The organism is Bradyrhizobium sp. Rc2d (genome assembly GCF_900099855.1).
GTDB lineage: Bacteria > Pseudomonadota > Alphaproteobacteria > Rhizobiales > Xanthobacteraceae > Bradyrhizobium.
The window spans coordinates 56,873-80,022 of sequence record NZ_FNCU01000030.1 but is presented as its reverse complement, the minus strand read 5'-3'; the positions used below and the strand labels follow the sequence as shown (position 1 = coordinate 80,022).

General features: G+C 64.7%; 21 protein-coding genes. 13 read left to right on the top strand and 8 right to left on the bottom strand.

Going from position 1 to position 23,150, the window contains the following annotated elements:
* Positions 1–32: 32 nt before the first annotated feature.
* Positions 33–947: a DMT family transporter gene (locus BLV07_RS29985; protein WP_091893149.1), complete on the bottom strand. Its 915-nt coding sequence runs from the start codon at positions 945–947 to the stop codon at positions 33–35.
* A 264-nt stretch (positions 948–1,211) separates the two neighbouring features.
* On the opposite strand from BLV07_RS29985, the gene BLV07_RS29980 reads away from it, so the two are divergent.
* The 3 genes from BLV07_RS29980 to BLV07_RS29970 all read left to right on the top strand — a co-directional run bounded on the left by BLV07_RS29980 (position 1,212) and on the right by BLV07_RS29970 (position 4,707).
* Positions 1,212–1,694 carry a MaoC family dehydratase gene (locus BLV07_RS29980; protein ID WP_091893147.1) on the top strand — a complete coding sequence of 161 codons (483 nt, stop codon included), beginning with the start codon at positions 1,212–1,214 and terminating at the stop codon, positions 1,692–1,694.
* An 84-nt stretch (positions 1,695–1,778) separates the two neighbouring features.
* The gene (gene obgE, locus BLV07_RS29975; RefSeq protein WP_091893209.1) at positions 1,779–2,819 is read left to right on the top strand and encodes a GTPase ObgE; all 1,041 of its coding nucleotides are present in this window, start codon (positions 1,779–1,781) and stop codon (positions 2,817–2,819) included.
* A 253-nt stretch (positions 2,820–3,072) separates the two neighbouring features.
* Positions 3,073–4,707, top strand: coding sequence for an alkaline phosphatase family protein (locus tag BLV07_RS29970; RefSeq protein ID WP_091893144.1), 1,635 nt, complete (start codon positions 3,073–3,075; stop codon positions 4,705–4,707).
* A gap of 254 nt (positions 4,708–4,961) precedes the next feature.
* On the opposite strand, the gene BLV07_RS29960 is transcribed toward BLV07_RS29970, so the two are convergent.
* Positions 4,962–5,927, bottom strand: coding sequence for a Bug family tripartite tricarboxylate transporter substrate binding protein (locus BLV07_RS29960; RefSeq protein ID WP_176945849.1), 966 nt, complete (start codon positions 5,925–5,927; stop codon positions 4,962–4,964).
* 180 nt (positions 5,928–6,107) lie between these two features.
* Between BLV07_RS29960 and proB the strand changes: the two genes are divergently transcribed.
* The 10 genes from proB to BLV07_RS29910 all read left to right on the top strand — a co-directional run bounded on the left by proB (position 6,108) and on the right by BLV07_RS29910 (position 15,894).
* Complete coding sequence (proB, locus tag BLV07_RS29955) at positions 6,108–7,229, top strand: glutamate 5-kinase (RefSeq protein ID WP_091893138.1); 1,122 nt, start codon at positions 6,108–6,110, stop codon at positions 7,227–7,229.
* Between the two features lie 144 nt (positions 7,230–7,373).
* Positions 7,374–8,669, top strand: coding sequence for a glutamate-5-semialdehyde dehydrogenase (locus BLV07_RS29950; RefSeq protein ID WP_091893136.1), 1,296 nt, complete (start codon positions 7,374–7,376; stop codon positions 8,667–8,669).
* A gap of 20 nt (positions 8,670–8,689) precedes the next feature.
* On the top strand, positions 8,690–9,334 hold the full coding sequence (locus tag BLV07_RS29945) for a nicotinate-nucleotide adenylyltransferase (protein WP_176945848.1): 645 nt from the start codon (positions 8,690–8,692) through the stop codon (positions 9,332–9,334).
* Positions 9,335–9,547: 213 nt separating this feature from the next.
* Positions 9,548–9,904, top strand: coding sequence for a ribosome silencing factor (gene rsfS / locus BLV07_RS29940; protein WP_091893134.1), 357 nt, complete (start codon positions 9,548–9,550; stop codon positions 9,902–9,904).
* A gap of 94 nt (positions 9,905–9,998) precedes the next feature.
* On the top strand, positions 9,999–10,481 hold the full coding sequence (gene rlmH, locus BLV07_RS29935; RefSeq protein ID WP_091893205.1) for a 23S rRNA (pseudouridine(1915)-N(3))-methyltransferase RlmH: 483 nt from the start codon (positions 9,999–10,001) through the stop codon (positions 10,479–10,481).
* Between the two features lie 32 nt (positions 10,482–10,513).
* On the top strand, positions 10,514–11,848 hold the full coding sequence (locus tag BLV07_RS29930) for a murein hydrolase activator EnvC family protein (protein WP_091893203.1): 1,335 nt from the start codon (positions 10,514–10,516) through the stop codon (positions 11,846–11,848).
* Entirely contained in the window at positions 11,845–13,200 is a 1,356-nt protein-coding gene (locus BLV07_RS29925) for a S41 family peptidase (RefSeq protein ID WP_091893132.1), read from the top strand. The genes BLV07_RS29930 and BLV07_RS29925 overlap by 4 nt, the downstream gene beginning before the upstream one ends.
* Before the next feature lie 317 nt (positions 13,201–13,517).
* A complete protein-coding gene (locus tag BLV07_RS29920) occupies positions 13,518–14,741 on the top strand; it encodes a divergent polysaccharide deacetylase family protein (protein ID WP_091893130.1) in 1,224 nt (407 codons plus the stop codon).
* A gap of 81 nt (positions 14,742–14,822) precedes the next feature.
* On the top strand, positions 14,823–15,329 hold the full coding sequence (locus BLV07_RS29915) for an RNA pyrophosphohydrolase (RefSeq protein WP_091893128.1): 507 nt from the start codon (positions 14,823–14,825) through the stop codon (positions 15,327–15,329).
* A gap of 64 nt (positions 15,330–15,393) precedes the next feature.
* A complete protein-coding gene (locus BLV07_RS29910; protein WP_091893126.1) occupies positions 15,394–15,894 on the top strand; it encodes an RNA pyrophosphohydrolase in 501 nt (166 codons plus the stop codon).
* A 23-nt stretch (positions 15,895–15,917) separates the two neighbouring features.
* Here the strand turns inward: BLV07_RS29910 and BLV07_RS29905 are convergent, their stop codons facing one another.
* The 6 genes from BLV07_RS29905 to BLV07_RS29880 all read right to left on the bottom strand — a co-directional run bounded on the left by BLV07_RS29905 (position 15,918) and on the right by BLV07_RS29880 (position 22,831).
* Positions 15,918–17,573, bottom strand: a complete 1,656-nt coding sequence (locus tag BLV07_RS29905; protein ID WP_091893124.1) for an adenylate/guanylate cyclase domain-containing protein — start codon at positions 17,571–17,573, stop codon at positions 15,918–15,920.
* Between the two features lie 147 nt (positions 17,574–17,720).
* Positions 17,721–18,128, bottom strand: coding sequence for a F0F1 ATP synthase subunit epsilon (locus BLV07_RS29900; protein ID WP_091893122.1), 408 nt, complete (start codon positions 18,126–18,128; stop codon positions 17,721–17,723).
* Between the two features lie 88 nt (positions 18,129–18,216).
* A complete protein-coding gene (gene atpD, locus BLV07_RS29895; RefSeq protein ID WP_091893120.1) occupies positions 18,217–19,659 on the bottom strand; it encodes a F0F1 ATP synthase subunit beta in 1,443 nt (480 codons plus the stop codon).
* Positions 19,660–19,693: 34 nt separating this feature from the next.
* The gene (locus BLV07_RS29890) at positions 19,694–20,566 is read right to left on the bottom strand and encodes a F0F1 ATP synthase subunit gamma (RefSeq protein WP_091893118.1); all 873 of its coding nucleotides are present in this window, start codon (positions 20,564–20,566) and stop codon (positions 19,694–19,696) included.
* Between the two features lie 175 nt (positions 20,567–20,741).
* Positions 20,742–22,271, bottom strand: a complete 1,530-nt coding sequence (gene atpA, locus BLV07_RS29885) for a F0F1 ATP synthase subunit alpha (RefSeq protein WP_091893116.1) — start codon at positions 22,269–22,271, stop codon at positions 20,742–20,744.
* Positions 22,271–22,831 (bottom strand): F0F1 ATP synthase subunit delta, encoded by a 561-nt coding sequence (locus BLV07_RS29880; RefSeq protein ID WP_091893114.1) that lies wholly within the window; start codon positions 22,829–22,831, stop codon positions 22,271–22,273. The genes atpA and BLV07_RS29880 overlap by 1 nt, the downstream gene beginning before the upstream one ends.
* Positions 22,832–23,150 lie beyond the last annotated feature (319 nt).

Sequence of the window (23,150 nt, the reverse complement as noted above, 5' to 3'; positions counted from 1 at the left end):
ACCGATTACCCTCCCCCTCCAGGGAGGGTGAGCTACGCCGGCGGATTCACCTCGGCGCTCTCGCGGCCGAGGTCGCGCTCGCGCAGATAGATGTAGAACCCGGCGCCGATGATGATGGCGGCGCCGACGATGGTGGCGATCGACGGCACGTCGCCGAACACGACGAAGCCGAAGATCACGGCCCAGACGATCATCGAATATTGGTAGGGCACCACGACGCTGGCCGGCGCGAGCTTCAGCGAGCGGTTGACGCAGAACAGCGCGGTGACCGAGACGCATCCCGCCAGCGCGAAGATCACGAGGCTGCCCGATGTCGGTGGCACCCAGTGAAATGCTGAGAGCACGGCACCCAGCGAAAACGTGCCGATGAATTGCGAGGACGCCATCACGATATCGGGCGTCTTGCGCAGGCTGCGCGTGATCAGCATCAGCGTTGCGAAGGAGAGACTGCCGCCGAGCGCGATCAGCGCCGGCAGGCTGACGGTCTGTGCGGACGGGCGCAGCGCGATCAAGACGCCGCAGAAGCCGATCAGGATCGCGGTCCAGCGCCGCCAGCCGACCTTCTCGCCCAGAAAGATCGCCGACATCGCGGTGACGAAGATCGGACCGGCGAGATAATAGGTGATGACGTCGGCGAGCGGCAGATAGACGGTCGCGAGAAAGAAGGCAGCCACTTCCAGCGTCGACAGCACGACGCGAAACAGCTGCAACCCCGGCCGCTCCAGCTGCAGGAATTGGTGACGCTGCTTCCAGACCAACGGCGACAGCAAGAGCAGCGCCGCGCAGGCGCGCAGGAACAGGAGCTGCCCCACCGAATAGGTGCCGACCAGGAACTTGCCCATGGCGTCGCCGAACGAGAACATGAAGATCGACAGCACCATCAAGGCGATGCCGGCCAGCCGTGCCGAGCGGTCGTCATAGGCGGAGAGATTCTTGAAGAAGGGCATTGCTGTCGTTCGTGGAAGACCCGTCATTGCGGGGAGCTCTTGCGACGAAGCAATCCAGACTGTTTCCACGGAGGCAAGTCTGGATTGCTTCGCTTCGCTCGCAATGACGAGCGGAGGGAGCATCGAAAAACGGCGAGTAGTGTCGCTTCGGTCGTTTTAATGACGCAGGCGCGCTGGACAAGCCCACTTCCGCCGAATTGAACGGATTGTCGCACTCTTCGCATCGCGGTAGCGATAGGGCTCTCACCCACGAAAGAGCACGGCATGACCGATTTCGATCCCTCCCAGCATCGCATGATCCCCACGCAACGCTGGTTTGAGGATTTCGCCCTCGGCGAACGTTTCGTGCTGCCGAGCCGCACCCAGACCTCGGCCGTGTTCGCGGCATTCCAGACCGCGAGCGGCGACACCCATCCGGTGCACTATGACGTGGAATATTGCCGCGCCCGCGGCATGCCGCATCTGCTCGCCCACGGCTTCCAGACCTTGATCCACACCGCGCCCGGCGCCGGCCTGTTTCCGTTCATGGTCGAGGAATCCCTGGTCGGCTTCCTCGAGCAATCGAGCCGGTTTCTCAAGCCCGTGTTCGCCGACGACACCATCTATCCCGCGCTCGAAGTCACCGAGCTCGTGCCGGCTCGCACGACCGGCGTCGTCTCGCTCAAAAGCACCGTGTTCAACCAGCGCAAGGAGCTGGTGCTGGAGGGCACGCAGAAATTCCTGATCCGGAAAAGGCCCGCAGGTTAAGCACGCCCCAAAATCGCGGAATTTCCGCCGATGCACGGGTCAATTCGGGTTGCCGGGCCGGGCGAGCTGGCCTACCTATGGCCCATGAAATTCCTCGACGAAGCAAAGGTCTATATCCGCTCCGGTGACGGCGGGAACGGCTGCGTGGCGTTCCGCCGCGAGAAGTTCATCGAATTCGGCGGCCCCTCCGGCGGCAATGGCGGTCGCGGCGGCAATGTGATCATCGAGGTCGCCGATGGGCTCAACACGCTGATCGACTATCGCTACCAGCAGCATTTCAAGGCCCAGAAGGGCGAGAATGGCATGGGCTCGGACCGCCACGGCGCCAATGGCAAGAACATCGTGCTGAAGGTTCCGGTGGGCACGCAGATCTTCGACGAGGACCGCGAGACGCTGATCCACGACTTCACCAAGGTCGGCGAAAAATTCGTGCTGGCCGAGGGCGGCAATGGCGGCTTCGGCAACGCGCATTTCAAATCGTCGACCAACCGCGCGCCGCGCAACGCCAATCCCGGCCAAGTGGGCGAAGAGCGCTGGATCTGGCTGCGGCTGAAATTGATCGCGGATGCGGGCGTCGTCGGCCTGCCCAATGCCGGCAAGTCGACCTTCCTCAGCAAGGTCAGCGCGGCAAAGCCGAAGATCGCCGACTATCCTTTCACCACGCTGCATCCGCAGCTCGGCGTCGTGAATGCCGACGGCCGCGAATTCGTGCTGGCGGACATTCCCGGCCTGATCGAGGGCGCGCATGAAGGCGCCGGCCTCGGCGACCGCTTCCTCGGCCATGTCGAACGTTGCCGCGTGCTGCTGCATCTCGTTGATGCCACGAGCGAGCACGCCGGCAAGGCCTACAAGACGGTGCGGACGGAGCTGGAGGCCTATGGCGGCCAGCTCACCGACAAGATCGAGATCGTCGCGCTCAACAAGATCGACGCGGTCGAGCCGGACGAATTGAAGAAGCAGAAGGACCGCCTGAAGCGCGCCGCCAAGAAGACGCCGCTGCTGCTCTCCGGCGTGACCGGCCAGGGCGTCAAGGAAGCGCTGCGCGCGCTGGCCGACGTGATCGGCGAGAGCCCGGTCTCCGCCAAGGCCAAGAGCGCCGCCGAAGCGGAGCCGTGGTCGGCGTGAAGAGGGGCAGCGGCACTCTCCCCCCACGTCGTCCCGGCGAAGGCCGGGACCCATAACCCCAGGATGTAGTTTGGCGAAGATTGGTTGTTCGGTACTACGACCAACCGCAATCGATAGATCACGCGGTATGGGTCCCGGCCTTCGCCGGGACGACGTCGGAATGTACGGCTGCACGCACGTGCATCACTAGCAGGTTGTCACCGGCGCTCCAATATCGCAGCATCAAACAATCAAGAAACAACAGGGATGACGCATGGCGCGCGCGAAGAACGTTCTCTGGATCATGTGCGACCAGCTTCGCTATGATTATCTCGGCTGCACCGGCCATCCCACGCTGAAGACACCCAACATCGACGCCATGGCCAAGCGTGGCGTGCTCTTCAGCAAGGCCTACGTGCAGTCGCCGATCTGCGGCCCATCGCGGATGTCGTTCTATACCGGGCGCTACATGCGCTCGCACGGCTCGCACTGGAACGGCTGGCCGCTCCGTGTCGGCGAGCCCACGCTCGGCGATCACCTGGGCAAGATCGGCGTGCGCAACGTGCTGGTCGGCAAGACCCATATGGCACCCGACCTCGAGGGCATGAAGGCGCTCGGTATCCCCCCGGAATCAATCATCGGCGTGCATGTCGCCGAATGCGGCTTCGAGCCCTATGAACGCGACGACGGCCTGCATCCGACCGGTCGGCCGCGACCGAAATACGATGAATATCTGCGCCAGCAGGGCTTTGAGGCCACCAATCCCTGGGAGCATTGGGCCAATTCCGGCGCGGCGGACGATGGTTCGTTGCAGAACGGGTGGCTGCTGGTGCATGCCGACAAGGCCGCGCGCGTGCCAGACGAGCACTCCGAGACGCCCTACATGACGCGGCGCGCGATGGACTTCATCAGTGAGGCCGAGACCGATGGCCGGCCGTGGTGCCTGCATCTGTCCTACATCAAGCCGCACTGGCCTTATATCGCGCCCGAGCCCTATGCCAGCATGTACAACACGTCGGACATGATCCCGGTGATCCGCTCCGAGCGCGAGCGCCAGAATCCGCATCCGGTGTTCGGCGCCTATATGGACATGCGCTACTCCCGCAACATGGTGCGCGATGATGCCCGCGAGAAGGTGATCCCGACCTATATGGGCTTGATCACCCAGATCGACGACCAGATGGGCGTGCTGATGAAGTTTCTGGAGGCGCGCGGCCTCTTGGAAACAACCATGATCGTGTTCACCTCCGATCACGGCGACTATCTTGGCGATCACTGGATGGGCGAGAAGGACCTGTTCCACGAGCAGTCGGCCAAGATTCCACTGATCATCATCGATCCGTCGCAAGAAGCTGACGCCACGCGCGGCACGCGCAGTGATGCGCTGGTGGAAGCGATCGATCTCGCGCCGACCTTCGTTGATTATTTCGGCGGCAAGGTGCCGGGCCACATTCTCGAAGGGCGTTCGCTGCTGCCGCTGCTGCGTGGCCCGACGCCACCGGATTGGCGCAGGGTGGCATTCTCCGAATACGACTACGCCATGCAGGATGTGCGGCTGAAGCTGAATCAGCCGATCGAGCGCTGCCGCCTGTTCATGGTGTTCGACGGCCGCTGGAAATACATCCACGCCTCCGGCTTCCGCCCGATGCTGTACGACCTCGAAACCGATCCGGACGAGTTTTTGGATCGCGGCGACGATCCTGATTGCGCCGGCATCATCGCGCGGCTTCAGGCCGAGCTATTCGACTGGGCACTGCATCCGAACGACCACATCACTACCCCGCGCGAGAAGATCGCCGCCTATGCGGATAACCAGCTGCAGGTGAAAGGCGGCATTCTGATCGGCATCTGGGACGAAGCCGAGCTTGCCGCGATCAAGGATGGCATCGCACAGCGCGCGAAGATGTAGCTGCTCATGGTGAGGAGGCGCGGCAGCGCCGTCTCGAACCATGCACGCCCCGCTGCCGCAGCCGGGCCCTTCATCCTTCGAGACGCTTGCTTTGCAAGCTCCTCAGGATGAGGGGATAGAGAGCGCGCGGCTCTCTCAACTCGTCATGCCCGGGCTTGCCCCGGGCATCCACGTCTTGCGCCAATCGCGGATGCACGTGGATGGCCGGGTCAAGCCCGGCCATGACAGTGGTGCGCGGCGCGTGCACCATTCACTCAGTTCTCGATCTTGTATCCCGTCGCCTTCACGATCGGTTGCCACAAGGCGATGTTCGCTGCGAGCTCCTTCGTCAATCCTTCCGGTGTCGACCCGACCGGAATGAGCCCGATCGCGGTGAGCTTCTCCTTCACCTCTGGCTTGGCCAGCGCGGCACTTGCGGCGGCGCCGAGCTTGCTGGCGAACTCCGGCGGACTACCGGCCGGAAGCCACATGCCGTACCAGGCGTCCGCGACGAGATCGATGCCGCTCTCCTTCAGCGTCGGAACGTCTGGTGCAAACGGCGATCGTTCCGCGCTTGCGACCGCGATGATCTTCACGCCCTTGGCGCGATGTTGCGGCAGAGCGTCGGCCAATGTCGTGATGCCGAACGAGATGTGGCCGCCGACGATGTCGTTGAGGATGGGCGCGCTGCCGCGATAGGGCACGCGGGTCAGGGGAATGCCGAGGTCCTTCTCGAGCTTGGAGCCCATGAAATGCGGAATGGTGCCGTTGCTCGGCACCCCAAACGAGGTCTTGTCCGGATGCGCCTTGAGCCAGGCCACGAAGCTCTTGAAATCAGTGGCGTCGACAGTCGGGTTGATCACCAGCGCAAATTCGAACCGCGCCAGCAGCGACACCGGCATGAAGTCCTTGGCCGTGTCGAAGCTCGGTGCCGTCTCCACCATCGGCAGCAGATACATGGTCGGCCCCGTCGTCACCAGCACCATGCTGCCGTCGGGACTGCCACCCTTCACGGCCTTGATGCCGATCAGGCCGTCGCCGCCGGTGCGGTTCTCGACCACGACGGTCCGTTGCAACGCTGGCGCCATCTCCTGCGCGATCAGCCGGCATAGCGTGTCGCCGCCAGCTCCCGCTGCGAACGGAAAGATGACCTTTGTGAGCCCGGCCTGCGCTTGCGCTCCACCCGCCTGCGCCAGCAGCGGCAACCCCAAGCATCCGGCCATGAATTTGCGGCGATCCATTCGCGTCTTCTCCAGCCCATCATTTGTTGGCGGCATTAGAACCGGACCGTTGCCCAAGACAAGAGCCGTTTACCATTCCGCCCGCCTTGCGCCGGCCATCGTCCTGCTGCAAAAGCAGGCCTACCGGCGCCGCTTCTCGCTCCGCCGTTTCCAATGCAGAGCAGATCGTCCAAGCGCGTCATGGCCAGCCCCGAACTCAGTCAATTCCGCCGTATCGTCGTCAAGGTCGGCTCCGCGCTGCTGGTCGATTCCGACAGGGGCGAGGTGCGGGCGTCCTGGCTGGCTGCGCTGGCGGACGACATGGCAAAACTGCACCGCGAAGGCCGCGACGTGCTGGTCGTCTCCTCGGGCTCGATCGCGCTCGGCCGCAGCCGCCTCAAATTGCCGCGCGGTCCGCTGAAGCTGGAGGAGAGCCAGGCCGCCGCCGCGGTCGGCCAGATCGCGCTGGCGCGGATTTGGTCGGAGGTGCTCGGTGCGCACGACATCGGCGCCGGCCAGATCCTGGTGACGCTCCAGGACACCGAAGAGCGCCGCCGCTATCTCAATGCGCGTTCCACCATCGGCAAGCTGCTGGAGTGGCGCGCGATTCCCGTGATTAACGAGAACGACACGGTCGCCACTAACGAGATCCGCTACGGCGACAATGACCGCCTCGCCGCGCGCGTCGCCACCATGGCGAGCGCCGACCTCCTGGTGCTGCTCTCCGACATTGACGGCCTCTACGACGCCCCGCCCAAGAACAACCCGAACGCAAAGCTGATTCCGGTGGTCGAGAGCATCTCCTCGGAGATCGAGGGGGTGGCGGGAGATGCCGAGTCCGAGCTGTCGCGCGGCGGCATGCGCACGAAGGTCGAGGCAGCCAAGATCGCCACGACAGGCGGCACGCATATGCTGATCGCCTCCGGCAAGATCGAACATCCGTTGCAGGCGATCGCCGATGGCGGCCGCTGCACCTGGTTCCTGACGCCGGCCAATCCCATCACCTCGCGAAAGCGCTGGATCGCCGGCACGCTGGAGCCGAAGGGCACGCTGACCATCGATGCCGGCGCGGTGACGGCGCTGCGCGCCGGCGCCAGCCTGCTGCCGGCCGGCGTGATCAAGGTCGAGGGCCAGTTTGCCCGCGGTGATGCCGTGATCGTGCGCGGTCCCGACGCCAGCGAGGTCGGGCGTGGCCTGATCGCCTATGACGCCGAGGTCGCCGAGCGAATTAAGGGCCGCTCCTCCCCGGACGTGATGGCCATCCTCGGCATCAGCGGCAGGTCTGAGATGATCCACCGCGACGACCTGGTGGTGGGCGGGTAAGGGCCGCAGCGGCCCTTTTGCAAGAAACCGGGTAGGCCAGCGACCCAGCCCGTCGCGACCGGGGAAACCAGCCATACCCTCCCCGCCCTTCGCAGACGCGGGATTTCCGTGCTAGGACACCGCCTTAGCAGAAGGTTGACCCCCATGGCCGCCCCCCTCAAAGCCGTCGACGGCAATGCCGATCTCCAGGCGCTGATGTCCGATCTCGCCGCCAAGGCCCGCGCCGCCGCGCGGGTGCTGGCGCTGGCGCCGCCGGAGCAGAAGAACCGGGCGCTGGAAGCCATGGAGCGGGCGATCCGCGGCAAGGCGGCGGCGATCCTCGCCGCCAATGCCGAGGACGTCGCGGAAGCCCGCGCCTCCGGCAATGCGACCTCCGCCTTCATCGACCGCCTGACGTTGACGCCGGCGCGCGTCGAAGGGATGGCCGAGGGCATCGGCATCGTGCGCGGCATCGCCGATCCGGTCGGTGTCGTCACCGAAAGCTGGCAGCGCCCCAACGGCATGACCATCGAGCGCGTGCGCGTGCCGCTCGGCGTCGTCGGCGTGATTTTCGAGAGCCGGCCGAACGTTGCGGCGGACGCCGGCGTGCTGTGCCTGAAGTCCGGCAATGCCGTGATCCTGCGTGGCGGCTCCGACAGTTTTCGTTCCTGCCGCGCCATCCATGAGTGCTTGGCGCAGGGCCTGCGCGAAGCGGGCCTGCCTGAGGCCGCGATCACGCTGGTGCCGACGCGCGACCGCGCAGCGGTCGGCATGATGCTATCAGGGTTGAACGGCGCCATCGACGTGATCGTGCCGCGCGGGGGCAAGAGCCTCGTCGCGCGCGTCGAGCAGGAAGCGCGCGTGCCGGTGTTCGCGCATCTCGAGGGGGTCAACCACGTCTATGTCGACGGCAGCGCCGACCTCGCCATGGCGAAGTCGATCGTGCTCAACGCCAAGATGCGCCGCACCGGTGTCTGCGGCGCCGCCGAGACACTGCTGGTCGATCGCGCGGGAGCCGCAAGGAGCCTGAAGCCGCTGGTGGAGATGCTGATCGAGGCCGGCTGCGAAGTGCGCGGCGACGATGCCGTGCAGAAGACCGATGCGCGCGTAAAGCCTGCCAGCGAAGACGATTGGGACACCGAATATCTCGATGCGATCATCGCAGCGAAAGTGGTCGACGGCGTCGACGGCGCGATCGCGCACATCCAGAACCACGGCTCGCATCACACCGATGCCATCGTGAGCGCGGATGAGACCGCCGCAAACAAATTCCTGAGCGAGGTCGATTCCGCAATCGTGCTGCACAACGCCTCGACGCAGTTTGCCGATGGCGGCGAGTTCGGCTTCGGCGCCGAGATCGGCATCGCCACCGGCCGCTTCCATGCCCGCGGCCCTGTCGGCGCCGAACAGTTGACGAGCTTCAAATATCGCGTTCGCGGCACCGGGCAGACGCGGCCGTAAGCAACGTCGCGGGGCGGGTATTGAGCAACACATTCGTCGTGCCGCATTTCGTGGCGCAAGCGGTCCCGCCCCATACGGAGGGCATGCGCATCGGCCTGCTCGGCGGTTCGTTCAACCCGCCGCATCAGGCCCATCGCGCCATCAGCCAATTCGCGCTGAAGCGATTGCAGCTCGATCGCGTCTGGTGGCTGGTGACGCCGGGCAATCCGCTCAAGGAGAACGGCGCATTGCAGGAGCTCGGCGCGCGCATGCAGGCGGCGCGCGCGGTCGCCAACGATCCCAGGATCGAGGTGAGCTGTCTCGAATCCGTCATTCGTACCCGCTACACTATCGACACGATCAACATCTTGCGCCGCCGCTTCTCTGGCTTGCGCTTCGTCTGGATTATGGGCGCCGACAACCTCGCTCAATTCCACCGTTGGCAGGACTGGCGGCGCATCGCCGCCCAGGTGCCGATGGCAGTCATCGATCGCCCCCCGCAGAGTTTTCGCGCCCTCGCCTCGCCCGCAGGCCAAGCGCTATCGCGCTACCGCCTGCCCGAGGACAAGGCAGCACTGCTTGCGGACCAGCCGGCGCCGGCCTGGGTGTTTTTGACCGGATTGAAGCTGAATCTCTCCTCGACGGGCCTGCGGAACCCGGACGGGAGCTGGAAAGGTACGAAGTGAGAAAGGTACGAAGTGAGACGGAGTGTGTGGATTTGGGGCTCTCTGGCATATTGAAAGCCTTAACCCCACATGATGTAGTGTAACCAGTGAGCGTCGGATTCGGCGTTCGCGATACAGTGAAAGGAATGGTCCCTGGCCACATCTGTATTGTCCAAGTCTGTTTTACCCAAGGTTGCTAAGCCTACGCGTAAAACATCGACCAAAGCTGCGGCCTTGAAGGCGCAACCCGACGCCGACAAGACGCTGAGCCTGATCCTCTCCCGCCTCGAGGACATGAAGGCGGAAGAGACGGTCACCATCGACCTTCGCGGCAAATCGACGTACTCCGACTACATGATCGTCACCACCGGCCGGGTGAACCGGCACGTCGGCGCGATCGCGGACAACGTCACGAAGGGCCTCAAGGAAAACGGCATCAGGAACATCCATGTCGAGGGCTTGCCCAATTGCGACTGGGTTCTGATCGATTCCGGCGATGTGATCGTGCACGTGTTCAGACCCGAGGTCCGCGAGTTCTACAATCTCGAGCGATTGTATACGCAGGGCCCAGGGGCGGCGAAGGCGATCTAGGCTCACTGAGCCGATTTCGAATCGGCTGACGCGCATGGTAGCGTCGTGCGCGCGCTTGATGCGCGCGACCCTGAAACACGACGCAGAAGCCATCATGCGTGTTGCCATCATTGCCGTGGGCCGGCTGAAGCAGGGCCCCGAACGGGAGCTTGCCGACCGCTATTCCGAGCGGTTCGACGAGGCCGGCCGCAAGCTCGGATTCCGCGAGCTCACCGTCCACGAGATCCCGGAAAGCCGTGCGCGCGACACCGCGACGCGGATGGCCGAAGAAGCCGCGGCGATCAGCGCGCATATTCCGGAAAAGTCGATCCTGGTGGCGCTGGACGAGCGCGGCCAGAATCTGGATTCCACCGTATTGGCACGGCATCTCGGGCGCTGGCGCGACGAGGGTGCCGGACATACTATCTTCGTGATCGGAGGGGCGGACGGACTTTCGCCCGAATTGCGCCGTAAGGCCAAGCTCGCGATCGCGTTCGGCTCTGCGACCTGGCCGCACCAAATGGTCCGCGTCATGCTTCTGGAACAGCTTTATCGGGCCGCCACCATTCTGGCCGGCCACCCCTATCACCGCGCGTGATGCGCGTCATAACGAGCACCTTTGCCGACAAGATGCGAGCGCCCCTCCTCAACCTGTTGCTGATCACTGGCCTCGCCGGCGCAAGCCTCGCGCAAGCTCAGACGGCGACGCCGCCGCAGACCGCGGCCGTCTCGCCCGATGCGATCAAGCAGCGCGAGCAGGAGCTCGAGGCCGCGCGTGCCAGGCAGAAGAGCGCGGAGGAAGCGCAGGCCAAGCTCAAGGCCGAGATCACCGCGCTCGGTCAGGACCGCACTCAGCTCAATCAGCAGCTGATCGACACCGCCGCCAATGTGCGCTCCGTCGAGACCAAGATCGACGAAGCCGAAGCCCGGCTGCGAAACCTCAACGGCCGCGAGCAACAGATGCGCGCCTCGCTCGATTCGCGCCGCGCCGACATCGTCGAAGTGCTGGCCGCCTTGCAGCGCGCCGGCAGGCGCACGCCACCGGCGCTGCTGGTAAGGCCCGAAGACGCGCTGCAATCCCTGCGCACCGCGATGCTGCTCGGCGCGGTTGTGCCGGAGTTGCGCGGCCGCGCCGAGGCGATCGCCGGCGAGCTCGGCGAGCTCGTGGCCCTGCGCAAGAACATCGCCACCGAACGCGACCAGCTCGCCCTGGACCGCGACAGGGTCCGCAACGACCAGAGCCGGCTCACGGCTTTGGTCGACGAGCGGCAGCGCCAGCAGGCGGCGCGGGAAAAGGACCTCGACGCCGAGAATTCGCGCGCGATCCTGCTGTCAAAGCAGGTCGGCGATCTCCAGGGCCTGATCACCAAGATGGAGCAGGATCTGCAAAGCGCCGCCAAGGCTGCCGAGAAGGCGGCCGAGGCGGCCAAGCAGGCCGAGGCGAAGGCGGCTGCCAGCGCCAATACCGGTGTCAAGTCTGGTCCGGCCGCTTTCAAGGACCGGTCCCGGACCGCGCCCGCGATTGCCTTCGCGTCGACCAAGGGGCTCCTGCCTCTTCCGGTTAACGGTAACAAGATCAGGGATTTTGGCGGTTCCGATGGGGTCGGCGGGGTCCAGAAGGGCATTTCGCTGGCCACCAAGCCCGGCTCCCAGGTCACAACGCCGTGTGACGGCTGGGTGGTCTATGCCGGCCCCTTCCGCAGCTATGGACAACTCTTGATCCTTAACGCTGGTGGCGGGTATCATGTCCTGATCGCCGGGATGGAGCGCATTTCGGTCAACATCGGACAGTTTGTGCTCACGGGGGAGCCGGTCGCGACCATGGGGTCGACCTCTCAAGTCGCCTCCATTCTCGCCACGAACGCGAGTCAACCTGTGCTCTATGTCGAGTTCCGTAAGGACGGCACTCCAATCGATCCAGGCCCATGGTGGGCCGCAAATGAAGGCGAGAAGGTTCGCGGATGATGCGCAAGACTTCAGTAATCCTCCTCAGCGCAGCCACCGGCGCGGCGCTGACGCTGTTCGTGACCCAGCCGCGCGCAGTGTTCATGGGCTCCAGCGCGCGAGCCGCCACCGCGGACACCTATCGCCAGCTCAATCTGTTCGGCGACGTCTTCGAGCGCGTGCGCTCCGACTATGTCGAGAAGCCCGATGACACCAAGCTGATCGAATCCGCCATCAGCGGCATGCTCACCGGCCTCGATCCGCATTCGAGCTACATGGACGCCAAGAGCTTCCGCGACATGCAGGTGCAGACCCGCGGCGAGTTCGGTGGCCTCGGCATCGAGGTCACGATGGAAGACGGCCTGATCAAGGTGGTCTCGCCGATCGACGACACGCCAGCCTCGCGCGCCGGCATCATGGCCAACGACATCATCACCAATCTCGACGACGAGGCGGTGCAGGGCCTGACCCTGAACCAGGCGGTCGAGAAGATGCGCGGTCCGGTCAACACCAAGATCAAGCTCAAGATCATCCGCAAGGGCCAGGACAATCCGCTCGACGTCACGCTGGTGCGCGACAACATCCGCGTCCGCTCGGTGCGCGCGCGCGTCGAAGCCGACGACATCGCATATATCCGCATCACCACCTTCAACGAGCAGACCACCGAAGGCCTGAAGCGTGAGGTCACCAATCTCTCGAACCAGATCGGCGACAAGCTGAAGGGCTACATCATCGACCTCCGCAACAATCCGGGCGGCCTGCTGGAGGAAGCGGTCACCGTCTCCGACTCCTTCCTGGAGAAGGGCGAGATCGTCTCGACCCGCGGCCGCAATGCCGAGGAGACCCAGCGCCGCACCGCGCATGCGGGCGACCTGACCAAGGGCAAGCCGGTCATCGTGCTGGTCAATGGCGGCTCGGCCTCGGCGTCGGAAATCGTCGCCGGCGCGCTGCAGGACCACAAGCGTGCGACCATCGTCGGCACGCGCTCGTTCGGCAAGGGCTCGGTGCAGACCATCATTCCGCTCGGAAGCGGCAACGGCGCGCTGCGGCTGACCACGGCGCGCTACTACACGCCGTCGGGCAAGTCGATCCAGGCCAAGGGCATCGTGCCCGACATCGAAGTGCTTCAGGACGTGCCGGACGAGCTGAAGTCCCGCACCGACACCAGGGGCGAAGCGTCGCTGCGCGGCCACCTCAAGAACGACGGCGACGAGAAGACCGGCTCGCAGTCCTATGTCCCGCCGGACGCCAAGGACGACAAGGCGCTCAAGCTCGCCGACGATTTGCTCCACGGCATCAAGAACAGCGCCTCGGCCGCGCCCACGCCGGGTGGCGACAAGGCCGCCGCCGACAAGCCCAAAGCGGCGAACTAGAATCGGCGCAGACGAATCTCTCGCAAAGGGCGGCTCCAGGAAGCCGCCCTTTTTGCTTGGAACTTAGGCCCGTGGCTCCGGAGGAGCGACGCTTCCTAACCTCTCCCGCTTGCGGGAGAGGTCGCGCCGAAGGCGCGGGTGAGGGCTTTCTCCTCTTGGGGGGTCTCTCTGCGGAGACACCCTCTCCCGCGAGCGGGAGAGGGAGCGCACCTGCGTTGTGGGTGCAGCCGATTCGATCACGCATCCCCGGCCTATCCCGGCCTGCCGCCGCTTGACCTCGGCGTGGTATCGTCATTGCGAGTGATTCGGGATCGCGCATGACTGAAACGGCCGATGATCTGAGCGCCCCGCTCGGACAGGACAAGCCGCGCCGGAAACGCCAGCTGCGGCTGCCGTTCACGGCCATGCAGCTGCTTGCGGTCCTGCTTCTCCTGTTTCTGGTTACCTTTGCCAGCTTCGCCATCTTCAACAAGGATCCGCTCGGCGGCGAGCCGATGACGCGGATCGCGATCCGCGAGCCCAAAGCCACGGATGAAAAGCCGGCAGCCTCGGGCCACGCCGGCGAAAGCAGGCAGGAGGGCAAGCACGAGACCAAGGAGGCGCCGAAGCAGGCCGCTCCCGGTGAGCAGAAGACCGTCACCATGATCGACGGCTCCACCGGCGCCCGCCATGACGTGGTGATCGGCGGCGGCGAGGCCACCGACAAGGGCGGAGCGGCTTCGGCACCGCCGCCTGTCATGGCCGGGATCGATCCAAAACTGCTGGAGAAGTCGCGCTACGGCATGATCCCGGTGATCGCCGGCGACATGAAGCCGTTCAACGTCTACGCGGCCGATGCCGACCGCGCCAAGGCTGCCAAGATGCCGGTGGTCGCCATCATGATCGGCGGACTCGGCGTCGGCGCCGCCAAGACCACCGATGCGATCATGAAGCTACCGCCTGCGGTAACGCTGGCCTTCACACCCTACGGGTCCGACCCCGGCAAGCTTGCCGAGCGGGCGCGCGCGCAGCGTCACGAGATCTTCCTCCAGATCCCGATGGAGCCCTACGACTTCCCCGACAACGATCCCGGACCGCAGACGCTGCTGACCTCGCTCAGCACCGACCAGAACATGGACCGCCTGTACTGGCACCTGAGCCGGATGCAGGGTTATGCCGGCCTCACCAATTTCATGGGCGCCCGCTTCATCGCGACCGAGCCGGCCATGCAGCCGATCATCCGCGAGGCGGCCAAGCGCGGGCTTGGCTTCTTCGACGACGGCTCCTCGCCGCGCAGCATCGCGCCCCAGGCCGCGGCCAACCAGGCGATGCCGTTCGGCAAGGGCGACATTGCGATCGACGTGGTGCCGACCCCGACCGAGATCGACCGCGCCCTGAACAAGCTCGAAGCGACGGCGCGCGAGCGCGGCATCGCCGTCGGCACCGCCTCGGCCCTGCCGGTCTCGATCGAGCGCATCGGTGCCTGGACCAAGACTTTGGGCGACCGGGGTATCCTTTTGGTGCCATTGACAACTGCGATGCTGAAATCAAAATCCAGCTAAATCAACGAATTGGTACGGCACGGGTCCCCCGCGGGGCCGCTTCAGGCCCTACCGACAACAGCATGCGAGGGGTCTGGCGGAATGGCGCGTTACGAGGATCTGCCCTACCGGACCTGCGTCGGTGTGATGCTGATCAACACGAAGGGACTGGTGTTCATCGGCCGCCGCGCCGGCGGCATCGAGCATGTCGACGACGCCCATGTCTGGCAGATGCCGCAGGGCGGCGTCGATCCCGGCGAGGACACTTGGGAAGCCGCCAAGCGCGAGCTTTATGAAGAGACCAGCGTGCGCTCGGTCGAGCGGCTCGGCGAGGTTCCGGACTGGCTCATTTACGACATTCCGCGCACGGTCGCCGGACGCGCCTGGAAGGGCCGCTACCGCGGCCAGCGCCAGAAATGGTTCGCGGTGCGCTTCACCGGCAAGGACAGCGAGATCAATGTCGAGAAGCCCGGCGGCGGCGGCCACAAGGCCGAGTTCGTGAGCTGGCGCTGGGAGCCGATGAAGAATCTCCCCGGATTGATCATCCCGTTCAAGCGCCCGGTCTATGAGCGCGTGGTGAAGGAATTTTCCGCGCTTGCGGATCAGTAAATCAAATTGTCTCGCCGGGTTCGGTGCTAAAGGCACCGCCGGAGTGACAACGAAAGATCCACGCGTGACCGATGAAAAACCCTACCGCCCCAACGTGGGAATCGCCCTGTTCAATGCCGACGGCCGTGTGCTGATCGGTCACCGCTTCAAGGGCGACGGGCCCGAGATCATCCTGCCGGGCCTCGACTGGCAGATGCCGCAGGGCGGCGTCGACGAAGGCGAGAATCTGCGCGATGCGGCGATGCGCGAGCTCTGGGAGGAGACCAACGTGGTCAGCGCCGACTATCTCGGCGAGACCCAGTGGTTCACCTATGAATTCCCGCCTTACGACGGACCGCAGACGCATCGGCTGGCGAAATTCCGCGGCCAGCGTCAAAAGTGGTTCGCGCTGCGCTTCACCGGCAAGGACGACGAGATCGATCCGCTGACGCCGCGCAACGGCCAGCCGGCAGAGTTCGACGCCTGGCGCTGGGAGCGCCTCGACCGTGTCGCCGATCTCGTTGTCCCGTTCCGCCGCGACGTTTATCGCGCCGTGGCAGAGCAGTTTGCGACGTTCGGAAACTAAAACTGCGAAATCAACCACAGGCCTTAATTGATCGGCCCCACCGTGAACGGGCCGATTGCGATGACGTGGCAATCGCTGTCGCGCTTGGCGCAATCGGCGAGCGCGGAATTGACGGCGGTCTGCTCGTCATCGGCCTTGAGGCCAAGACCCGGGCGGCCGGCGGTGCCGACCGCGACTGCATTCCAGCCCATGGTGTCCGTGAGCTTGCGCATGACCTCGCCGCGCGCATCCGCCACGATCGAGGCATTCGAGGCGGCGTTGAAGAAGCCGGTGATCCTGAACTGGGTCGGGATCGGCACGACGAAATTGTCGTCGATCGCGACGACCAGGCAGGCAACGCCAGCGATGGCGCCGCACGATTCCAGGGAACGCCGCGCCGCGTCGTCGGCCGATGCGGCGCCCAGCACCATGAAATATTGTCCGCCCGGCCCGAGCGCGACCGAGCGGGATTTCGCGGCCGGTACGAACATGTTCTCGAGCCGGACTTTCTGGGGATCGCGCACCATCGGAAAGTCTTTCGACGCGAACGGCCGCTCGGTCATGGCGTCGTGCCGCACGAAGGGCTGTGATGGCATCGGCGGCTTGCCATGCGCATAAACGATGGTGTTGCCGACCGCATAGAGCTCGCAGCGCCGCGGCGATTGCGCGGCGTCGGCGCGCTTCTGGCACTGCTCGATCGCCATGTTGCGCGCGGCCTCTTCGTTCGGCTGGTTCAACGCCGAGCCGGTGAAGCCGCCGACATTGAGCGCGAAGGCCTTGTAGTCGGCGGCAGCGGAATAGTCGCCAGCAAGGTAATTGCGAACACGCTCGTTGATGAAGGGCACGCTCTCGGCAGGAAATTTGCCTGATATCGGCGAAGCCGACGGTGACGGTGCCGGCATCGGCGCCATCGCGGCGCCGGCATTCGGCGGCGCCATCGGTGTCTTCGCCATTTGAGTCGGCATCGGGCTAGTCGCCGTCGCATTTGCAGTCGGAGCTGCACTGGGCGTCGCGGCAGGCGCTGCGATGCTCGCCGTCTGCTTGAGCTTGGTGTTGTAGAGAAAGCCGCTGACGCCGATGGCGACGATCGAGACGACGGCGACCACCAGCGGCCACATCCACACGGGCGCGGCGGCCAGCTTGGAGGCCGGCTTCTTCAGCTGCGGTTTCGCGTAGGTCCCGTCCTCGCGCCGCATCGCCACCATGTAGGCGTGCACCGGCGTCGGGATGTTCTTAACCTCCTGGGCACCGATATCGGCGAACTGGACCGACAGCTTGTTGGCGACCTGCTCGTGCACGGCGCGGGAGACGCAGATGCCGCCGACCTCGGCGAGGCCTTCCAGCCTCGCCGCGATGTTGACGCCGTCCCCCAAGAGATCGCCGTCGCGCTCGACGACATCGCCGATGGTGATGCCGATGCGGAACGACATCTGCCGGCTCGGCGGATAGGCCATGTTGCGGGTCCGCAAGCTCTCCTGGATGTCGATGGCGCAGCGCACCGCGTCGACCGCGCTCGGAAATTCCGCGAGCACGGCATCGCCCGCCGTGTTGAAGATGCGTCCGCCCGACTTGGCGATGAAATCGTCGACGACCTCGCGATAGGAGGCGAGACGCCGCAGCGTCTCCTCCTCGTCTTCCGCGACCAGTCTCGAGTAACCGGCAATATCGGCTGCGAAAATCGCTGCGATCTTGCGTTTCATCTGCCCAGCCCCGGAACAAATTCGCGGGCGCAGAATGCCGTTATCGGCGACGCGGTGCAACAAAGTTTCAGCGCCCGCCACGGGTGTGACGAGCGCTGAGTTGATTCGGGAATTTTGAGCTTGAGCCCCGGAGCGGTGCCCCGGGGCTTAGTGCATAGCCGTGGTGCCGATCACGTTCTGGATGGTCTTGTAATGGTCGAGCCGCTCGATGGCGTGATCAAGCTCAGAGCCTTCCTTCTCGGCAAGCTTTGCTTCCATTTCGGCAATCGTCTCGGCGAACTGCGCGCGATCGATCTCCTGGATCGAGGTGGCAACGTCGGCGAGCACCGTGAGGCGGTTCTCCGAAACTTCGGCGAGGCCGCCGAGCACGATCATCTTCTGATGCGTGCCGCCGGTGGTGATGGTGAGAATGCCGGGACGAACCGCAGCCACCACCGGCGCGTGTCCGGCGAGCACGCCGAAATCACCCTCGGCGCCGGGAATATCGACCTGATCGACCTCGCCGGAGAAGGCGAGCTTTTCGGGAGAGACGAGATCGAAGTGGAAGGTGGCCATGAAGAACCTGCGAATGGTGAGTAGCGAATAGCGGGTAGCGAACTGGGAGCAGCGGACTATTCGCTACTCCCCATTCGCCATTCGCTTCTTAAGCCGCTTCAGCGGCCAGCTTCTTGCCCTTCTCGACGGCTTCTTCGATGGTGCCGACCATGTAGAAGGCAGCTTCCGGCAGGTGGTCATATTTGCCTTCGCAGAGGCCGCGGAAGCCCTTGATGGTGTCCGCGAGCTCGACGAACTTGCCGGGCGAGCCGGTGAAGACTTCGGCGACGTGGAACGGCTGCGACAGGAAGCGCTCGATCTTGCGGGCGCGCGCCACCGTCAGCTTGTCCTCTTCCGACAGCTCGTCCATGCCGAGAATGGCGATGATGTCCTGCAGCGACTTGTAGCGCTGCAGCACCTGCTGGACCATGCGGGCGGTCTGGTAGTGCTCTTCGCCGACGACGAGCGGCGAGAGCATGCGCGAGGTCGAGTCGAGCGGATCCACCGCGGGGTAGATGCCCTTTTCCGAGATCGCGCGCGACAGCACGGTGGTGGCGTCCAAGTGCGCGAACGAGGTCGCGGGCGCCGGGTCGGTCAAGTCGTCGGCCGGCACGTAGATGGCCTGCACCGAGGTGATCGAGCCCTTCTGCGTGGTGGTGATGCGCTCCTGCAGCGCGCCCATGTCGGTGGCGAGCGTCGGCTGATAACCCACCGCCGAAGGAATACGACCGAGCAGCGCCGACACTTCCGAACCGGCCTGGGTGAAGCGGAAGATGTTGTCGACGAAGAACAGCACGTCCTGGCCCTGGTCGCGGAAGTGCTCGGCGACGGTCAGGCCGGTGAGGCCGACGCGGGCACGGGCGCCCGGCGGCTCGTTCATCTGGCCGAACACCAGCGCGCACTTCGACTTCACGCTCGGATCCGGATTGTGCGGATCGGCGTTGACCTTGGACTCGATGAACTCGTGATAGAGGTCGTTGCCCTCGCGGGTACGCTCGCCGACGCCGGCGAACACCGAGTAACCACCGTGCGCCTTGGCGACGTTGTTGATCAGCTCCTGAATCAGCACGGTCTTGCCGACGCCGGCGCCGCCGAACAGGCCGATCTTGCCGCCCTTGGCGTAGGGCGCGAGCAGGTCGACGACCTTGATGCCGGTGACGAGAATTTCAGCTTCCGTCGACTGGTCGGTATAGGTCGGCGCTTCCTGGTGGATGGCGCGAGTGCCCTCCGACTTGATCGGGCCAGCCTCGTCGATCGGCTCGCCGATGACGTTCATGATGCGGCCCAGCGTACCGGCACCCACGGGCACCGAGATCGGCTGACCGGTGTCGGTCACTTCCTGGCCGCGCACCAGACCTTCGGTGGCGTCCATCGCGATCGTGCGGACGGTCGATTCGCCGAGGTGCTGCGCGACTTCGAGCACCAGGCGGTTGTTGCCGTTCTTGGTCTCCAGCGAGTTGAGAATGGCCGGCAGGTGGCCTTCGAACTGCACGTCGACGACGGCGCCCATGACCTGGGTGACGCGACCGATCTGGGTGGCTGCTGTAGCCATTTACTGTCTCCTTCGATCCGAATTTCGTGTCCGGTCAGACTGCTTCTGCGCCGGAGATGATTTCGATGAGTTCCTTGGTGATCTGAGCCTGACGCGTGCGGTTGTAGACCAGCGTCTGCTTGCGGATCATTTCGCCAGCGTTGCGGGTGGCGTTGTCCATCGCCGACATCTGCGCACCGTAGAACGAAGCGTTGTTCTCGAGCAGGGCACGGAAGATCTGCACCGCGAGATTGCGCGGCAACAGGCGGGCGAGAATCTCGTCCTCCTCCGGCTCGTATTCGTAAGCCGTCGTGGTGGTGGCAGCGCCTTCCTCGACCACCAGCGGGATGATCTGCTGGGCGGTCGGGACCTGCGCGATCACCGACTTGAAACGCGAATAGAACAGCGTGCAGACGTCGAACTCGCCGGCGTCGAAACGAGCCAGCACCTTCTTGGCGATGTCCTCGGCATTGACGAAGCCGAGCTGGCGAACGCTGCGCAGGTCGAGGTGCTCGACGATCTGCTTCTCGAACAGGCGGCGGAGCTGCTCGTAGCCCTTGCGGCCGACGCAGAAGAGTTTGACTTCCTTGCCCTGCGCGATCAGCGACTGCGCGTGCTCGCGGGCAAGACGCACGATCGAGGAGTTGAAGGCGCCCGACAGGCCTCGTTCGCCGGTGCAGACCAGCAGAAGATGAACCTGATCCCTGCCGGTGCCGGCAAGCAGCTTGGGCGCGCCGGGCGAACCGGCGGCGGCGCCGGCGATGTTACCGATCACCGCGCTCATCTTGTCGGCATAGGGACGCGCCGCTTCCGCGGCGGTCTGCGCGCGGCGCAGCTTGGAGGCGGCGACCATCTGCATCGCCTTGGTGATCTTTTGCGTCGCCTTGGTGGAGGCGATGCGCACCCGCATGTCTTTAAGTGAGGCCATTCTTCGTTCACCCCGGCGGTTCGACCCCTTACGATCAAGCCGCTAGCCTATCCCAGTCGTCATGCCCGGGCTTGTCCCGGGCATCCACGTCTTCTCGCTCCACGCGGCGACGCGTGGATGGCCGGGACATCAGATGCGAAGACGCGCTTCGCGCTTTAGCCCGGCCACAACGGCCTTATGCGAAGGACTTCGCAAAGCCTTCGACCACCGACTTCAGCTTGCCGGCGGTGTCGTCGCTGAGGTCGCGGGTGTCGCGGATCGAGTTGAGGATCTCGACGTTCTTGCCGCGCAGCAGCGACAACAGACCGTCCTCGAACGCCTTGATCTTGTTGAGCGGGAGCGGATCGAGGTAGCCGTTGGTGCCGGCCCAGATCACGCAAACCTGCTCTTCCATCTTCAGCGGCGCGAACTGAGGCTGCTTGAGCAGCTCGGTGAGACGCGAACCGCGGTTGAGCAGGCGCTGGGTCGACGCGTCCAAGTCGGAGCCGAACTGCGCGAATGCAGCCATTTCGCGGTACTGCGCCAGCTCGCCCTTGATCTTGCCGGCGACCTTCTTGGTGGCCTTGGTCTGCGCCGAGGAGCCGACGCGCGACACCGACAGACCGACGTTCACCGCGGGACGGATGCCCTGGAAGAACAGGTCGGTTTCCAGGAAGATCTGGCCGTCGGTGATCGAGATGACGTTGGTCGGGATGTAGGCCGACACGTCGTTGGCCTGGGTTTCGATGACCGGCAGCGCGGTCAGCGAGCCCGAGCCATGGTCCTTGTTCAGCTTCGCCGCGCGCTCGAGCAGGCGGGAGTGCAGATAGAACACGTCGCCCGGATAGGCTTCGCGGCCCGGCGGGCGGCGCAGCAGCAGCGACATCTGGCGGTAGGCGACGGCCTGCTTGGACAGATCGTCATAGATGATGACCGCGTGCATGCCGTTGTCGCGGAAGTACTCGCCCATGGTGCAGCCGGTGAACGGCGCGATGTACTGCATCGGCGCCGGATCCGAGGCGGTGGCGGCGACGACGATCGAGTATTCGAGCGCGCCCTGCTCTTCCAGCACCTTGACGAACTGGGCGACGGTCGAACGCTTCTGGCCGACCGCGACGTAGACGCAGTACAGCTTGATGTTCTCATCGGGCTGCGCGTTGAGCGGCTTCTGGTTCAGGATGGTATCGAGCGCGATCGCGGTCTTGCCGGTCTGACGGTCGCCGATGATCAGCTCGCGCTGGCCGCGGCCGATCGGGATCAGGGCGTCGATCGCCTTGAGGCCGGTCGCCATCGGCTCGTTCACCGACTTGCGCGGAATGATGCCGGGCGCCTTGACGTCGACGCGCATGCGCTTGTCGGCCTGAATCGGCCCCTTGCCGTCGATGGGATTGCCGAGCGCGTCGACGACGCGGCCGAGCAGGCCCTTACCGACCGGCGCGTCAACGATGGCGCGGGTGCGCTTGACGGTCTGACCTTCCTTGATCTCGCGGTCGGCACCGAAAATAACGACGCCGACGTTGTCGGTTTCGAGGTTCAGCGCCATGCCGCGGGTGCCGTTCTCGAACTCGACCATTTCACCGGCCTGGACGTTGTCCAGACCATAGACGCGGGCGATACCGTCGCCGACGGACAGCACCTGTCCGACTTCGGAGACTTCAGCTTCCTGGCCGAAATTCTTGATCTGGTCCTTGAGGATCGCGGAAATTTCCGCGGCGCGGATGTCCATCAGCCTGCCTCTTTCATCGCGTGCTTGATCGAATTGAGTTTGGTGCGAAGCGAACCATCCACCATGCGGCTGCCCAGCTTGACGACGAGGCCACCGATGATCGAGGGATCGACTTTCACGTTCAGCGCGACGTCCTTGCCGGTCACCGACTTCAGGGCAACCTTGAGGGCGTCGAGATTCTTGTCCGAGAGCGCTTCCGCGACGGTGACGTCGGCCGTCGTCTCGCCCTTGAACTTGGCGACGAGGGCGCCGTAGGCGCGGATGACGTCCGACACCGCGAACAGGCGGCGGTTGGCCGTCAGCACTTTCAGGAAATTGGCGGAGATGCCGGCGATGCCGGCCTTGGCCAGCACGGCCGACAGCGCCCTGGACTGGGCGTCGGCCGCGAACACCGGGCTGCGGACGAGGCGCTTCAGATCGGCGCTTTCGTTGAGCAAGGCATCGAATTTGTCGAGATCGGCTTTGACCTCGTCGACCACTTTCTGGTCGCGGGCCAGTTCGAACAAGGCCGTTGCATAACGGCCGGACACACCTGAAACGGACGTATCTTCTGCAGCCACAGACGCGCTCTTTTTGCTGTCAAACTCGCAAGGGAAAAACCGTCGCCACGAAGCGGCGCCTAGCGATCCAAGCCCTTGGAATTCAAGCGGGACTTCGATTTTCGACCAGCACGGGAGGTGCCGGGCTCGTTAAAATCGCGGCTTTGCTAACATAGCAGGCGCGCAGGTGCAACATGACGCCAAATTAAAGGCATGGCGTTCTGTCGCCAGTTCGTCGCACGCCGCGAATGACGTTGATCACCTGCCGCGCCACGGAATTGCCGCGAGCCTTGCAGCCGGCCGGCGCCCATTGGTTCCTGCTCCCAGCGCATAGCCGCCA

Bases quoted from the DNA above. Each gene is read 5' to 3' on its own strand.
- atpD (WP_091893120.1), bottom strand. From the start codon at position 19,659: ATGGCTACAGCAGCCACCCAGATCGGTCGCGTCACCCAGGTCATGGGC.
- BLV07_RS29960 (WP_176945849.1), bottom strand. From the start codon at position 5,927: ATGGATCGCCGCAAATTCATGGCCGGATGCTTGGGGTTGCCGCTGCTG.
- BLV07_RS29950 (WP_091893136.1), top strand. From the start codon at position 7,374: ATGGCCGCCCCCCTCAAAGCCGTCGACGGCAATGCCGATCTCCAGGCG.
- BLV07_RS29970 (WP_091893144.1), top strand. From the start codon at position 3,073: ATGGCGCGCGCGAAGAACGTTCTCTGGATCATGTGCGACCAGCTTCGC.
- obgE (WP_091893209.1), top strand. From the start codon at position 1,779: ATGAAATTCCTCGACGAAGCAAAGGTCTATATCCGCTCCGGTGACGGC.
- BLV07_RS29980 (WP_091893147.1), top strand. From the start codon at position 1,212: ATGACCGATTTCGATCCCTCCCAGCATCGCATGATCCCCACGCAACGC.
- atpA (WP_091893116.1), bottom strand. From the start codon at position 22,271: ATGGACATCCGCGCCGCGGAAATTTCCGCGATCCTCAAGGACCAGATC.
- BLV07_RS29890 (WP_091893118.1), bottom strand. From the start codon at position 20,566: ATGGCCTCACTTAAAGACATGCGGGTGCGCATCGCCTCCACCAAGGCG.
- BLV07_RS29925 (WP_091893132.1), top strand. From the start codon at position 11,845: ATGATGCGCAAGACTTCAGTAATCCTCCTCAGCGCAGCCACCGGCGCG.
- BLV07_RS29905 (WP_091893124.1), bottom strand. From the start codon at position 17,573: ATGAAACGCAAGATCGCAGCGATTTTCGCAGCCGATATTGCCGGTTAC.
- BLV07_RS29920 (WP_091893130.1), top strand. From the start codon at position 13,518: ATGACTGAAACGGCCGATGATCTGAGCGCCCCGCTCGGACAGGACAAG.
- BLV07_RS29930 (WP_091893203.1), top strand. From the start codon at position 10,514: ATGCGAGCGCCCCTCCTCAACCTGTTGCTGATCACTGGCCTCGCCGGC.
- proB (WP_091893138.1), top strand. From the start codon at position 6,108: ATGGCCAGCCCCGAACTCAGTCAATTCCGCCGTATCGTCGTCAAGGTC.
- BLV07_RS29915 (WP_091893128.1), top strand. From the start codon at position 14,823: ATGGCGCGTTACGAGGATCTGCCCTACCGGACCTGCGTCGGTGTGATG.
- BLV07_RS29985 (WP_091893149.1), bottom strand. From the start codon at position 947: ATGCCCTTCTTCAAGAATCTCTCCGCCTATGACGACCGCTCGGCACGG.
- BLV07_RS29900 (WP_091893122.1), bottom strand. From the start codon at position 18,128: ATGGCCACCTTCCACTTCGATCTCGTCTCTCCCGAAAAGCTCGCCTTC.
- rlmH (WP_091893205.1), top strand. From the start codon at position 9,999: ATGCGTGTTGCCATCATTGCCGTGGGCCGGCTGAAGCAGGGCCCCGAA.